Genomic DNA, 15,209 nt, shown 5'->3' with positions numbered 1-15,209 from the left:
TAACAGACATGGTTATTTGTCGTTCCAGCTATGGAGGCGCTAACTGGAGCGGTTGTGCTACCGGCATTTTAACGAAATCTTAATTCGCTGAAGCAAACCCTAACCCTGAATTAATGGCATGAGTGGTACGCTGAAGCGGAAGTGATACACAGAAGAAGGAAGGCAATGTAAATGGATCTGATGTTTAGAAATATTGGTCTGCTCACGGTCATAACAACATTACTGGTTCTGATCAAAAAGAGATACGACTGGATCGGTCTGCAGCAGGAAGGCTGCTATGAGAACTGTGATGTATATAAAGCAGCGGACCGGTTCGCTAATGGAGCGTCTCCAGAGGAGGTCAGGGCGATTCTCGTTGACAGCTTCGAGTTCGATCTAAAGGGGCCGGAACAGATTCTTGCCCGGGCGTTGCCCCGCAGAATGGAACCGGACGGAGGACATCGGGCTTTTATCCAGGCGGTCAATCAGGAGCTGGGTGAGGAAATTTACCGCTCATAATTCAGAAGAATGCACACGGATAGTCATGGTCCATTCGCAGAAAAGCCCCTGTAGGAGAAGCAATCATCGGCCAGTCGCGCACACCTCTATGGCGTGCGTTGTGGAATGAAGAAGATCCGCTGGGCCTGGGCCCAAGCTTATTAATAGACAATCACCTGCACTATGTTCATAAATGTACAGACATGCCCGCATTGGCAATTGCGCATCATCCCCTCTGCTGATAATCTAATGAACAGATGTTCAGAAAAGAACAAATGTTTGAAGATGAGAGGGGATTAATGATGCGAATATTAGTTATTGGAGCAGGTGTACTCGGCAGTTATTTGGCACATGTGCTGGTGCGTGGCGGGAATGACGTAACGGTGCTCGCCCGGGCGAAGAGAGCGGCCCAGCTGCAGCAGGACGGGCTGGTGATCCGGCATTATTTTCAGCGTAAAACGACTGTAGACCAGGTGAAGGTTATTACCGGACTCCGGACGGAGGATGTCTATGATCTGATCTTCGTGGTGATGAAGTACAATGACTTCCCGGCGGTGCTGCCGCTTCTGGCGGACAACCAGAGTACCAATATTGTTCTGGTCGGCAATAACGGAGATACTCACGGCATGCAGCGGTTCTTCAAGGAGAACAGCCGAATTCCACAGAATATCGTGTTCGGGTTTCAGCTTAGCGGAGGGATCCGGGAGAAGAACGGCCGTGTGATCAGCATTCGTATGGGTGTTCAAATGGTGCTGGGCAGCCTGGAAGGGGAGGTTCCCTTCAAGTCCGAGCTTGCGCAGGCCTTCCGGCAGACGAAATACAAGCTTGATTATCCGGAGGATATTACCGCATGGTTGCTGAGCCATATTGTTCCAATTGTAGCTATCACTTCAGTCAGTTATCTTCATAACGGCGATTTGGCAAAAGCAACAAAGGATAACGCCCGCTGGAAACAAGCCGTTGCGTTGATAGATGAAGGATTCAGTGTGCTTGACAAGCTTGGCATTAAGACGAATCCGGCAGCACTCGTGAAAGGGGTTAAGCGGCATCCACGGCTGGTCTATCAAGGAATGAAAATGGTCCACAAGCTGCCATTCATGAAGCTGGTGGACGGCTCCTTCAGCGAGATTTCCGCACTTTATCAAGCGTTTGAACCGCTTAAACAGCAAGCGGGTCTGCCTACTCCGGCCTGGGATGATTTCAAGCAGCAAACGTTCACGAAATATGCCCTGGAGCAGAAATGACAAACTAACCAGAAACAACTCATGAAGAGACCGCTGCTGCGGAGCTTTATGAGTTGTTTTGTTATGCGGCTTGACAATTCCCTGAATAAGGGTATACAAATGTATACAACTGAAGGAGTGAACATAAACCATGACAATCATTGATACCATCCAGACCCGCAGAACAATTAAAGTCTTCAAACCGGAGCCAATCCAGGAGAACGATGTGAACTCTTGGCTGGAGGCGGCAAGCTATGCCCCGAATCACCGGATGAACGAGCCCTGGGAGCTGCTGTTTATTGGACCGGAGACAAGAGCAGCGCTGAACCATAAGACAGATTTCGGCGGAGCTCCATTGTTAATTGGCATTCTCTCCAAGCCTGCCGCCAGCCAGATGGAACGCGATGAGAACGTTATGGCCGTCTCCTGCTATATCCAGAATTTCATGTTGGCTGCCCATGAAGCAGGTGCAGGTGTGTTCTGGTCGTCCCTGGGCGCTTCAGTCCGGGGCCGTGAGATTCTTGGCGTTCCGCAGGAGCATGATGTGATAGCTGTACTCGCTGTGGGCTATCCGGCGGAAATCCCTGCTGCCAAGCAGAGAACGCCAATCGCTGATAAAATCACATACTTGCCGTAAACGGACGACTGATGAGATGAAGGTGACCTGAATGTGGAAACTCAGGGGGTTCATGAAGCCGTATGTACTCTGGTGCGTGCTCGCCCCGCTGTTAATGGTAGTTGAGGTAGTTATGGACCTGCTGCAGCCGGCACTGATGGCCAGCATCGTGGACAAGGGCCTGATGATGAATGATCTGCCGCATATTATTTCGACAGGCGGGATCATGCTTGGGGTTGCAATCATAGGTATGGTCGGCGGTGTAGGCTGTACTGTTTTTTCAAGTATCGCTTCACAGAATTTCGGGAATGATCTGCGGATCAAGCTATTTGAGCATATCCAGACCTTCTCTAACCGGAATCTGGACCGGCTCAAGACCGGATCACTGATCACCCGTTTAACGAATGATGTGGTACAGCTGCAGACTTTCATGCAGATGATATTACGGATGTTTGTTCGATCTCCACTGCTGCTGATCGGCAGTCTGGTGATGGCGATCCGGATCAGTCCGTCGCTGGCGCTAATCCTGCTGGCTGCGGTCCCGCTGCTGTTCATTCTGCTATACGTGCTGATCCGTCTATCTTTTCCTTTGTTTGCTAGAATGCAGGAGAAGCTGGATGGGGTAAGCAATGTGCTGCAGGAGAACCTATCCGGCATCCGCGTGATCAAAGCTTTTGTCCGCGCGGGACATGAGCAGAAGCGGTTCGATACCGCTAACACAGACTATACCAATACCGGAATTAGAGCCATTCGCCTAATGGCGCTCAACATGCCTCTGATGATGGCTATCCTGAACGCAAGTATTATTGCCGTCCTCTGGTTCGGCGGGCTGCAGAACTGGAGCGGCAAGCTGCCGGTGGGTGAACTGATCGCATTCATTAACTATGTAACCCAGCTGCTGATGTCCATGATGATGCTGAGCAACATGCTCGCGTTTGTATCACGGGCTAAGGTGTCAGGAGACCGGGTGAATGAAGTGTTCGCAACCACAAGCGAGATTACAGAAGCACCTTCGGCGAATAGTGATGTAATTACGCATGGACGGATCGAATTCAACCAAGTCTCGTTCGCCTATAACCGGGCAGATGAGAATCTTGTGCTGGAAGATATCAGCTTTGTTGCGAACCCCGGCGAGACAGTTGCTATTCTGGGGGCTACCGGTGCCGGCAAATCCACGCTGGTCAGCCTGATTCCACGGTTCTACGAGGTGTTGTCCGGAGCTATTGCCATTGACGGAACAGACATCCGGCAGATTGGCATTGATCATCTGCGCAGCCGGATCGGCTTCGTTATGCAGCAGTCGCTGCTGTTCAGCGGCAGCATTAGGGACAATATCCGCTACGGCCGTCCGGAAGCCACAAATGCAGAGGTAGAGCAGGCAGCTATAGCCGCCGAAGCACATGGGTTTATTAATACACTGCCGGATGGTTATGACACCTTGCTCGGGCAGCGTGGGGTTAATCTGTCCGGCGGACAGAAGCAGCGGCTGTCCATCGCGCGTGCGCTGCTGATTCAGCCCGTAGTTCTGATTATGGACGACAGCACCAGTGCGCTGGATGCGGTAACGGATGCGCGGATTCGTCTGCTTTTGAAGACTCAGCTGCGGAACTGCACCATAGTTATGATAGCTCAGCGTGTATCGTCGATCATCGATGCGGACCGGATCCTGATCCTGGAGAATGGCCGGATTGCTGCCCAGGGCACCCATAAACAACTGATGGCAGGCAGCGAGATTTACCGGGATATCCGGGAGTCGCAGCTGAAGGGAGAGGAGGAACCTTATGTCCAGTCATCCTAATCAGACACAGGCACCCGTCCGCCCAGGCGGGTTCGGCGGGGGGCCTCCCGGCGGACGAGGAGCTGTGGTGCCGAAGGTTCGCGCGAAGAACCGCATGGCTACGATCAAGCGCATCTGGTCTTATCTGAACCGTCAGCGTACGGGACTTATTATGGTCTATGTATTTACAATACTTAACGCCGTAGTAGCACTGATCGGGCCTTATCTGCTCGGAAAAGCGATAGACTCGGCAATCATTCCCCATGATTATGGGCGGCTCGTCCGGTTCTGTATCATGCTGGGCGGTGTTTACCTGCTTGGCAGCGCCGTCTCCTGGGTGCAGGCCTACGTAATGACTTCCGTGTCCCAGAGAACGGTGTACGAGCTGCGGCGTGATCTGTTCGCTAAATATCAGGAGCTGCCTATAGGCTTCTTCGATACGCGTGCCAATGGTGAGCTGATGAGCCGGGCAACCAATGACATCGACAACGTGTCGAACTCATTGAATCAAAGTGTGACCCAGCTGCTGAACAGTCTAATCACATTAAGCGGTTCGCTGGTCATAATGCTGATGCTTAATGTTCCTCTGACAGTTATCGCTTTGGTGACGATCCCGCTGGTCCTGCTGGCCAGCCGTAAGATTACAGGCCTCAGCCGGATCTATTTCAAGAACCAGCAGCAGCATCTGGGTGAACTCAACGGCTTCATTGAAGAAGCGATCAGCGGCCAGAAGGTGATCAAGCAGTACCGCAGAGAAGAAGCTGAAACGGCAAGGTTCCGCGGAATGAGCGGTGAACTTAATAAGGTCAGCATTAAGGCGCAGATTGTATCCGGGCTGGTCGGTCCGGTCATGAACCTGATTAACAACCTGGATTTCGCGCTGATTGCCAGTGTGGGCGGATGGATGGCATTCAAAGGCCTGGCTACAGTCGGAGTTATTGTCAGTATGCTGAACTACGCCAAGCAGTTCAGCCGGCCGATATCCGAGCTTGCGAACCAGTACAATCTGATCCAGTCGGCAATTGCCGGAGCGGAGCGTGTATTCGAAGTGATGGATATGCCTTCGGAGTACATCGGCGAGCAGCCGCAAGAGCTGCCCCGGGTGCACGGGGAAGTGATATTCCGTGATGTCGTCTTCGGCTATCAGGCGGATGCTCCGATCCTGAGCGGTGTAAGCTTCGTAGCTAAGCCTGGCGAGAAGATCGCTCTCGTCGGCCCGACCGGGGCAGGGAAGACTACTATTGTTAACCTGCTGACCCGCTTCTACGAAATGAACAGCGGAGAGCTGCTGATCGACGGAAGAGATATCCGCGAACTGAACAAAAATGAGCTGCGCAGCCAGTTAGGTATGGTACTGCAGGACGCGCATGTATTCTCTGGAACAATTCGTGAGAATATCCGGTTCGGCCGCCTGGACGCTACTGACAGTGAGGTTGAAGAGGCCGCAAGCCTGGCTAACGTCAGCGGGTTCATCGCAAGATTGCCGCATGGATACAATACGATGCTTGGCACGGACGGAACATCGCTCAGCCACGGCCAGCGCCAGCTGTTGACGATTGCCCGTGCCATCCTTGCCGATCCGGCTATCCTTATTCTCGATGAGGCAACCAGCAGCGTGGATACCCGGACTGAAATGCATATCCAGCAGGCGATGCGGACCCTGATGCAGGGCCGGACCAGCTTTGTGATTGCCCATAGGCTAAGCACGATCCAGGATGCGGACAGGATTCTCGTCATCCAGGGCGGTCAGATCGCCGAGCAGGGCAGCCACGAGCAGCTGCTTGCTCTAAAAGGTGTGTACCATGAGCTGTATAGCAGCCAGTTCAAGCATGCGGTTCAGGCAGGCTAAGGCAGCAACAGTACATTTGAATAGTTGCATTTCAGGAGGGCAGCGCAATGCGCTGCTTCTTTTTCTTAGAAAATTTGAATCAGGGCACATAAAGGACATACAACTCGACTATGCTGAGTGGTATAAACGGGGGGAAAGCGGGGACTACATTGAAGAAGAAATTGCTGCTCGTCGAGGATGAGCTGCGTATCCGTGAACTGGTATCGGATTATTTCATCCAGAACGGCTGGGAAGTGCGCGAAGCCGACAACGGACAGGATGCGCTCCTCTGGTTCGATTCTCTTCTGCCGGATCTGCTGATTCTGGATATCATGATGCCCAAGATGAATGGTTTTGAAGTCTGCCGGGAAATCCGCAAGCAATCAGCGATCCCCATTATTCTGCTGACCGCCAAGTCTGCAGATGACGACAAAATATACGGCTTTGAATTAGGTGCAGATGATTATGTAACCAAGCCCTTCAGTCCCAAGGTACTGGTGGCCCGGGCAAATGCGCTTATGAAACGGGCCCAAGGCACACATCTGCCGGATTCGGGCATTGTGAAGTTTGGGTCGGCGATCTTCAATACGCCGGCCCACCGTCTGGAGTTAGAGGGTGCAGAAGTCGAGCTTACCCCGAAGGAATATGATCTATTAACGCTGCTGATCCGGAACAAAGGGATGGTGATTTCCCGGGATACGATCCTCAGCCGGGTCTGGGGAATTGAATTTGAGGGAGACTCCCGTGTCGTGGATAGCCATATCAAGAAACTGCGCAGCAAGCTGGGTTATGAATCCCGGTTTATCCGTACGGTCATCGGTACAGGGTACAGGTTCGAGGTTGAGGAATGAGAAGACGCGGAATTACCTTTAAGCTGTTTGTGATGACTGTAATCTTTTTTGTATGTTTTTACGGGATGGTGATCTTGAGCCAGCTGCTGTTCTTCGACAGCTTCTACCAGAGCCAGAAGGAGAACAGGGTGGAGAAGCATCTTAAGAGCTTCGGGACGGGCTATACGGAAGAATCCTGGGGGCGTAGCCGTACGTCCCGCGAACTGGTCCGCTTCATGCTGCGCAATAAGACTCAAATGGTCATTCTGAAGCTGGATGGCCGAATGAAGTCAGAGGACCCGTTCCGGATGAAGCTGACGGATGAGGCGGGCAAGATTCAGGTAATTCCGATGTCCCTGTTCATGAACGAGTACGGGGATACGCTTAGGGCAGCCAATCTGAAGGAAAATGATCAAGTCACTGTCCAGGGAGAACGTCTTGAGGAAGACAATGACTCTGGGAATCTGATCTATCCGCTCACAATTACAAAGCAAGGCGGACCGCAGATAGGCGAGGAGCCCGAAGACGGGATGAGCACTATTTCCGGGACAATCACTGAACTTGTATTACCGGATCTGAAGGTCTGGAATCCGCGGCAGGGCATCCTCTTCGAGGCCTTGGAGGACTGGTTTCCTCTGACTCTTGAGCAGAATGAAGAGCTCCGTAATCTGAACATACTGAAAGAGGAGTGGACCGCTCCCTGGAGCGGCATCCGGAATTCAGTCATCATTCTTCCGGTCAAGCAGGCGGACGGGGAGATTGAACTCTTATTTACGGTCACCTCCCTGCAGGATGTTAAGGATTCGAATGTAGCGCTGCGCTGGTTCTTTTTATATCTGGGGATCGGCGGGTTTGTTCTGATACTGGTCCTGTCCCTGTTCTATTCCAAGATGGTTACCCGTCCGCTGATTAAGCTCAATAATATCGCGAAACGGATGGTATCGCTGGATTTCACAGGTCATTCTTCGATCCGTCAAAAGGATGAGCTGGGCAGCTTGTCCAAAAGTATGTTCACTTTGTCGCAAAGTCTGGATGCTGCACTGGGTGACCTTCGTGAGGCGAATCAGCAACTGGTTGAAGACATGGAGCAGAAGAAGAAAATGGAGCAGATGCAGCAGGACTTTTTTGCGAGCGCCTCTCACGAATTGAAGACTCCGCTCAGTATTATCAAGGGATTCGCCGAAGGTCTGGAGGATGGGGTAAGCGCCGGCAAACAGGATCATTATATCAAGGTCATTATCGAGGAAGCCGACAAGATGGAGTTTCTCGTCAAAGATATGCTCGATTTAGCCAAGCTGGAGTCCGGGACCATCAAACTCCGCAAAAGCTCCTTTATGCTGAGTGAAATGACGGAGAAGGTGACGGACAAGCTGATCCATTCACTCGGTGACAAGCAGCTGAATGTGGTTATTATTCCGGCGAATGAGCGGCCGCTTTATGCAGATGTGTCATGGATTGAGCAGGTAATCAGCAACCTGCTGACCAATGCGATCAGACATGCGGAGCATGATAGTACAATAACAGTAGCTGTGGAGGGTCATGAGAAATCACTCTCATTCAACATACACAATAAGGGTGAGAACATCCCCGAAGATCAGCTGGAGCAGATCTGGGAGCGCTTCTACCGGGCGGAGGCTTCACGCAGCCGTCTGACAGGAGGAACCGGACTCGGGCTTTCGATTACGAAGCAGATACTCGATATGCACGGCTGCCGGTATGCAGTGATAAACACAACGGACGGCGTCTGTTTTAGTGTGACCTTTGAAGGCTGAACGGACTCCTTACAACCTGTCAAGAATTCTTATATTTTGAGAAAGGAGTGAAACAGCATGAAATGGAACTGGCTGCCTTCAATGTGCACACTGGGAAACCTGGGACTTGGATCAGTTTCCTTGCTTTTCACCATTCAAGAACGTTATAATCTCGCCTTATTAATGATACTGCTCGCGGCAATATGTGATGTCATGGACGGATTGCTGGCAAGAATGCTCCATTGTACCAGCGATTTCGGCAAACAATTGGATTCCCTGGCAGATATTATTTCCTTTGGGCTTGCTCCAACCTTCCTCATATTGTTGTACAGACTGGAGAATATGCAGTGGCTTGGACCTGTTGCTGCGATTACCTTCCTGATCTGCGGGGCGCTGCGCCTGGCCAGATTTAATCTGTCTGCACCTTCGAAGGGGTTCACTGGGATGCCGATTACAGCTGCAGGCGTTATTTTATCGATGATTACATTGGTGGATGAACGGATGAAGCCGGAGCTGGTCATCGCCGTAATGGGACTGCTGTCACTGCTCATGGTAAGCCGGATTCCATTCCCGTCGTTCAAAAAATACGTCAACAGGAAGTGATGCCTTATGCCCTGGATCATGGAGATGATCTCGCAATACGGATATATAGCTATATTTGCACTGCTCGCGCTGGGACTTCTTGGACTCCCGGTTCCCGACGAGCTGCTGATGCTGTTCGTGGGCTATCTGTCTTCGACTATGGTGCTTGATTTCTCAGTTTCGGTGCTGGTGTGCTTCATCGGCTCCATAACAGGTATGCTGATCAGCTATACGATCGGTCTGAGACTCGGGCAACCGGTGGTGGATAAATACGGGAAGTGGATAGGACTTACGCCGAAGCGGTTCGCGAGTATGAAACGATGGTTCTTCCGGTTCGGAAACTGGACGGTCTTCATCGCTTATTTCGTCCCGGGCCTCAGACATGTTACGAGCTATATCTCCGGGATCAGCGCAATGTCTTTCAGGAAATATCTGGTTGTCACCGTTGCCGGTGCATTTATCTGGTCGCTTCTGTTTGTCTCTATCGGGTATCTGGTGGGTGCAAGGTTATCCTTTGCATAGCTTGTTCATACTTTTGCAATGACCGGAGCGGGCACGGTATGATGATAGCTATAGGTAATAATCTTTTATAATCAAAGAAGATATTACTATGGTTAAACCTTCTATTATATACTGTAAAAAACATCCACTTTTTGCCGTGTGTGTACATTGCATTAGGTGAGAAGCTATAGTGATCTGAGGAGGGAATATCGTAATGCCGGAAACACAAGACATCGTCATTGAAGAATACGTGCCTGCCAAACATGCCGCATCCATTGCCGAGATGTGGAATCGGAGCTTTGAGAGCTGGGGCGGGGATAATACTTACCGGACAGAGGAAAGTGTGCTCCGTGAACACGAGAACAGCACGCTGCTCAAGGTATTTCTGGCCGTTGCGGGCGGAGAGGTTATCGGATATTGCAGCTTCTCCCACTACAAAGAGGATACAGGCGCGCTTTATATACCACTGCTTAATGTCAGACCGGATTTCCATGGACGTAAGGTTGGCAAGAGACTGGTGAGACAAGCTGTCGAGGAGACCATCCGGCTTGGCTGGCCACGGCTCGATTTGTACACCTGGGCTGGGAACGTCAAGGCAGTTCCTACCTACAAGAAAAGCGGCTTTTTCTGGGAGAAACGGGACGATACCACCCACCTGATGAATTTTATCCCTTCAGTGCTGCAGACCGGAGCGGTGAAGTCTTATTTCGGGAAGATCGACTGGTATAACGACAGCATCCGCGAAATCAACGTTCAGCCTGACGGGCAGGGAGACAACGGATTTGACTATTTTACATATGAATGGCTGAAAGACGGCCTGCGGCTGACAATGCAGTATGAGCGGAGCGGCCGAGGCCTGCGCCTGATTGAGACGGAGGATTACCGGATACAGGCAACGATTCCTGAACGGCATGAGCTGCCTTTCGGAGCCCGATACCCCATTGTCTATGAAGCTGTGAATAAAAGCGGAAAGCCGTTGGCTCTGGAGATTAAGGGCATAAGCAATCCGCAAATCAGCTTTGAGCTGAACGAAGCGCAGGAAATTGAATCCGAGGCACGGATCGAAGGCAGCTTCTTCATCCATCCGGCAGAAGAGGAACAGAGTATCTATCAGACTCATCCGGTTGTTGAGGCTGAACTGCTCATTAATGGCCTGCCCGCCGTATTCAAACTCGGGGTTGAACCCAAGTTCCCGGTCAAAGTACAGCTGCAGCTGCCGGACAGAATAGCTTATATAGGCGAAGAGCTTGAGATTGATGTGATTGTCGAAAATGAATACAACGCAGATACGGTGTTCGCCTTCGACCTGCCTGATGATGCTATACTCTCTTTCCGGCAGTCTGCACTTAAAGTCGAAGTTCCGGCAAAGGGCCGGAGAACGGTTACTGTACAAGCGCGGCTGCAAGCCTACGGTATTTGGCATCATCATGTGAAGATCCTTAATTGGGGCAGCAGTCCTGCGAAGGCCGCTTCATTAATTCTCCAGCAGGAGATGAGCCTGGTCTTCCCTGGGGCAGATGCTGCCTTTGGCGGCAAAACGGAGAAGGAATGGATCATCAGCAGCGGAAGATATTCGGCAGTCCTGGAGAAATCCGGCAATACGCTGAAGCTATATGACGGACGTAAGAATGTCGTTAGCCTGCCCTATCCGAAGTTCGGTCTGCCTTATACCAATGAGTTCAAGAAGGTATCGCCTGTTGAAGTGCAGTATGATACAGATGCTGGAGCCATTGTGCTTGAAGCCGTCTATGAACTGACAGCAAGAAAGGGCATGCTGCTGACCATGGTGGTGAAACTGAACAGCAATGGGCTCATCTCGCGGCATTTCAGGATTCATAACCCGCTGGACACGGATCAGGAGGAAGAATTGATCTTGAAGGACAGCTTCGATTTCAGTCTTAGGGGAGGCGTTATTCCTTATAACGGCAAGTATCTGGATTTGAAATCAGGCGCAGAAGCTTCCAGCCCGGACTACTGGGATGTGCAAAAGTTTACAGAGAACTGGATGTTCGCTTCCCATGGAGCAATCACGCGGGGGATCAGCTGGCCGGCAGAATTAGAGCTTATCCAGGAGTCTTGGCTGCACGCCGTTGAGCATTCGCTGGGCCGGATTCCGGCTGGAGGCAAGCTGGAGACAAGTCCGCTGCGGATTGCATTGGGGACCTGGAACACCTGGCAGGATTTCCGTTCATTCGCACTGCAATGCAGCAACACACGCGATCTGAATGCTGCACAACAGCTGGAAGTGAAGCTTAATCAGGGTAACCCGTTCATCAGCGGTCCGCTTACACTCTCCATTCTGGAGCAGAAGAAGAGTTATTTGGACGGCGAGATCACTGTTTCTTCTTGTGCAGGCAGCATTGAGGAGACCTCGGTTACGGTACAAGGTGAACACAAGCTCTCGGAAATCAGCCTTCCGCTGACCCGTTCATTAGGCTCTGAGCCTGATCTCCTTACGCTGCAGCTGGATATGGATATTTATGAGAGCTCAAGAGCTTTCCTTGTCTTTCCTGTGTCGGATCAGGTTATCCGCCGTCAGACTCTGGAGATTGAGCAGTCTCAGGTGCTTGCCGTAGACAACGGAATTCTGCGGATACAGGCCAGCAGCCATTTTGCTCCGGGATTATTCTCGCTGGAGTATCATGGCCAGGAGTGGCTGGATTCCTCTTTTCCACAGCCCATAGCTAAATCCTGGTGGAATCCCTGGGTGGGTGGGATTTTAACTTCGATCAATGACATGTCCTTACGCAGCTTCATGGAGGAGCCGCGGACCGCTGAGTTCGCTGAGCTCACGGACAACAAAGGTAACCGCTGGTCGGGCATACGCATGAGCGTTACCATTAAGCAGAATGATAAATATAAAGGGCTAACCCTTTATCAGTATTTCATGCTGCTTCCGGGTGTACCTGTGCTTGCCTCTACTGTACACATTGAACAGAATACAGGGACGCCGTTATATCCGCTCGAGCTTGACACCTCGTCCCATTACCGTGCGGCCGCCGATCTTAAGGACAGCAGAGGGTATCTGAAGAATAGCAGTGGTGAAGAGATTGTGTATAAGGCAGGAAGAGTCCAGCTGGGGGTTAGAAGTACTAACGGAATCCTTCAGGTGGGCTCCACAGAACGTAAACAGCGCCTGACTCTAGTTACTGCAAAGGATCTTACTTCTACAGCCTTCATGGCCAACACTCATGCGGCACTGTCTTATGCCATAGACCCGCTGTATCTTCAAGACGGGGAAGAGCGGTTCAGCAAGCCTCAATTCTATCTTATCTCGGATCTGAAGGTTCCTGAGCAGGCCTACGCCGATCTGCTGACAATCCGGTTCAACAAATGAGCTGAAGAAAGGAAGCACCCATGAAAATCATTGACGCACATGTGCATTATTCGAATATTGATACCTTTCACGAGACAGCCCGGACTTTAGCGCATATCGATTATACCGGCAAAGGACTCCTGGAGGAGTTCCGCCGCTCCGGTGTTGTCGCCGGAGTCGGTATGGGCGTAACGGAGACGGCCGCAGGTAGCTTTCCGGATTCCGAAGCGCTTAATCCCATGCTGCTTGATCTTAGCGGGACACTTCCTGACAATTTGTTTACCTGTGCCGGAATTAATCCGCTGACTCTCCATCTGGACGGGCAGCTGGAGGCGCTGGAACAATCGCTGCAACAGAAGGATGTCGTTGGAATCAAGCTCTATGCCGGCTATTACCACTTCAATGTGGGGGATGAGATCTATGATCCGGTCTACAAGCTGGCCTCTGCTTACAGACTGCCGGTCGTTATTCATGGAGGGCTTACTTACTCTGACCGGGGACTGCTCAAATATTCGCATCCGCTGTCTATGGAAGAGACGTTCCTGAAGCACCGGGACATTACCTTTATGCTCTGCCATCTGGGCGATCCCTGGGTTATGGACACAGCGGCGCTTTTGGAGAAGAATCCGAATCTCTATACCGACCTGTCGGGCTGGATCGTCGGAGATCAGGCGAAGGTGGACCGTCTGCTGACCGAGCAGACCTACACCGATCATTTCCGCCGGGCGATTGTATTCGCCGAGAAATATGACCGGCTCGTCTTCGGTACCGACTGGCCGCTGGTTCCGCTGGATGCCTACATTACATTCGTGAAGCATCTGATCCCGGAAGCACACTGGGAGGATGTATTCTATAATAATGCGCTCCGCGTGTTCCCTAAGCTGGAAGAGCGGATTAGAGAACTAGATTTGGCGGAGGCGTAAACGATGCACAGAATCTCTGACGAAGATGCTTATAAGTATGGCATTGAAACCAGACATGATCTTATGGATAGCGGTGAGCGCAGATTCAGATTAATCTGCTCAGCAGACGGAAGCTCCTATTGCCGGACGGTAGCCTCTGAGAAAGGTGCCTGGCAGAGCAGTCATTATCATAGGTCCGTCTCTGAGATCTACGTCGTACAGTCCGGCTGGATGGTGTATGCGGAACTGAAAGAAGAAGAATTCAAGCTTCGCGTATTACGGGAAGGAGAGACTGTCTCGTTTGCGCCTTTCGTGCATCATAATATTTATTTGTCCTCCGAGGCAGTCATCCATACGATTAAATACGGCATATCAGAGGACAATGACTGGCACGCCTCCCCGGAGCTGGATAGCCGGACACAACACCTCTCTTCGGAAGTACTTTTATCCTTGTGAAACTAAGAACAGTGATCCTCCTCTAACCGGGGGATCGCTGTTCTTTTTGTTTTTGCGTGAAATGGGTTGGGGCCAGGGTTTACTCCCGCCTGATGCTTGATTAGGCAACCTGTGCTAAGCTATTAAGGGTCATACTTGCCGAAATATAATAATTTCCTACAGATGGAGGGTAAGCATCATGCCTCATGTGAAAGTTAAAGATCTGGAATTGTTTTATGAAAAAATGGGTACCGGAGAGCCGATTATTTTTCTGCACAGCAGTTACTCACGTGGGTTATTAGCCTTCTCTAGTCAAATTCTGGACTTCCAAAATAGATATACCTGCTATTTCCCTGATTTCCGCGGACATGGCAGAACCAGGTGCGAAAGCCTTGAATGGTCTACACCTCAGCTGGCAGATGATATCATAGCCTTCATGGATTGCATGAATATTGAAAAAGCGCATCTGATCGGTTACAGCATGGGTGGCAATGTCGGGCTATACCTCGCGGTGAATAATCCGGCAAGAGTTGCTACACTGACGACAATAGGAACGGGCGGATTCTTCGATCCTGCCGGAGCGGAGGAATTTGAGCCGGAGCGTCTGCTGGAGCTTGGGCAACATGGCATCATCCGTCAGATGAAAGAGAGGCATGAAGAAGCGCATCAAGGGAACTGGCAGGAATTCATGCGTCAATCTGCTAATGATTGGCGTAGATACCCGGACCTGAGCGTAGCACAGTTAAGCAGTATCAGCTGTCCGGTTCTAATCATTGCAGGAGAGCACGATACATACGCTGCAGCGGATAAGATCATTCAGCTAGTCTCGCTGATCAAAGGATCACAATGCCTGATCGTCCCTGGTGCCGGCCACCGGCCGCATATGGGAAGAGAACAGCCGGTGCTGGTGAACGATACGATCCTTGAATTTCTCGCACAGAATTCTAACCTCAAGTGAAAGGGCTGTACAT

13 protein-coding genes are annotated in these 15,209 nt (G+C 51.2%); all 13 read left to right on the top strand.

Annotated elements, in window-relative coordinates:
* The first annotated feature begins 171 nt into the window (after window positions 1–171).
* A complete protein-coding gene (locus tag MKX70_RS22475; protein WP_042236375.1) occupies window positions 172–498 on the top strand; it encodes a hypothetical protein in 327 nt (108 codons plus the stop codon).
* Window positions 499–776: 278 nt separating this feature from the next.
* On the top strand, window positions 777–1,721 hold the full coding sequence (locus MKX70_RS22470; protein WP_340786257.1) for a ketopantoate reductase family protein: 945 nt from the start codon (window positions 777–779) through the stop codon (window positions 1,719–1,721).
* A 130-nt stretch (window positions 1,722–1,851) separates the two neighbouring features.
* Entirely contained in the window at window positions 1,852–2,337 is a 486-nt protein-coding gene (locus MKX70_RS22465; RefSeq protein WP_340786254.1) for a nitroreductase family protein, read from the top strand.
* A 31-nt stretch (window positions 2,338–2,368) separates the two neighbouring features.
* Complete coding sequence (locus MKX70_RS22460; protein WP_340840769.1) at window positions 2,369–4,114, top strand: ABC transporter ATP-binding protein; 1,746 nt, start codon at window positions 2,369–2,371, stop codon at window positions 4,112–4,114.
* Complete coding sequence (locus MKX70_RS22455; RefSeq protein WP_340840768.1) at window positions 4,098–5,942, top strand: ABC transporter ATP-binding protein; 1,845 nt, start codon at window positions 4,098–4,100, stop codon at window positions 5,940–5,942. Before MKX70_RS22460 ends, MKX70_RS22455 begins: the two co-directional genes overlap by 17 nt.
* Before the next feature lie 149 nt (window positions 5,943–6,091).
* Window positions 6,092–6,772, top strand: coding sequence for a response regulator transcription factor (locus MKX70_RS22450; RefSeq protein WP_042236381.1), 681 nt, complete (start codon window positions 6,092–6,094; stop codon window positions 6,770–6,772).
* Complete coding sequence (locus MKX70_RS22445; RefSeq protein WP_042236383.1) at window positions 6,769–8,523, top strand: sensor histidine kinase; 1,755 nt, start codon at window positions 6,769–6,771, stop codon at window positions 8,521–8,523. Before MKX70_RS22450 ends, MKX70_RS22445 begins: the two co-directional genes overlap by 4 nt.
* A gap of 57 nt (window positions 8,524–8,580) precedes the next feature.
* Window positions 8,581–9,105 (top strand): CDP-diacylglycerol--serine O-phosphatidyltransferase, encoded by a 525-nt coding sequence (gene pssA / locus MKX70_RS22440; protein WP_042236385.1) that lies wholly within the window; start codon window positions 8,581–8,583, stop codon window positions 9,103–9,105.
* Between the two features lie 6 nt (window positions 9,106–9,111).
* Entirely contained in the window at window positions 9,112–9,606 is a 495-nt protein-coding gene (locus MKX70_RS22435) for a DedA family protein (protein WP_340840767.1), read from the top strand.
* 193 nt (window positions 9,607–9,799) lie between these two features.
* The gene (locus MKX70_RS22430) at window positions 9,800–12,922 is read left to right on the top strand and encodes a GNAT family N-acetyltransferase (protein WP_340840766.1); all 3,123 of its coding nucleotides are present in this window, start codon (window positions 9,800–9,802) and stop codon (window positions 12,920–12,922) included.
* A gap of 20 nt (window positions 12,923–12,942) precedes the next feature.
* Complete coding sequence (locus MKX70_RS22425; protein WP_042236391.1) at window positions 12,943–13,824, top strand: amidohydrolase family protein; 882 nt, start codon at window positions 12,943–12,945, stop codon at window positions 13,822–13,824.
* A gap of 3 nt (window positions 13,825–13,827) precedes the next feature.
* Window positions 13,828–14,259: a cupin domain-containing protein gene (locus MKX70_RS22420; RefSeq protein ID WP_042236393.1), complete on the top strand. Its 432-nt coding sequence runs from the start codon at window positions 13,828–13,830 to the stop codon at window positions 14,257–14,259.
* Window positions 14,260–14,437: 178 nt separating this feature from the next.
* Window positions 14,438–15,196 (top strand): alpha/beta fold hydrolase, encoded by a 759-nt coding sequence (locus MKX70_RS22415; protein WP_081956528.1) that lies wholly within the window; start codon window positions 14,438–14,440, stop codon window positions 15,194–15,196.
* Window positions 15,197–15,209 lie beyond the last annotated feature (13 nt).

Origin of the sequence: Paenibacillus sp. FSL R7-0312 (assembly GCF_038004445.1) — a bacterium.
Taxonomy (GTDB): domain Bacteria; phylum Bacillota; class Bacilli; order Paenibacillales; family Paenibacillaceae; genus Paenibacillus_AQ.
This window is presented reverse-complemented; position numbering and strand designations above follow the sequence as displayed.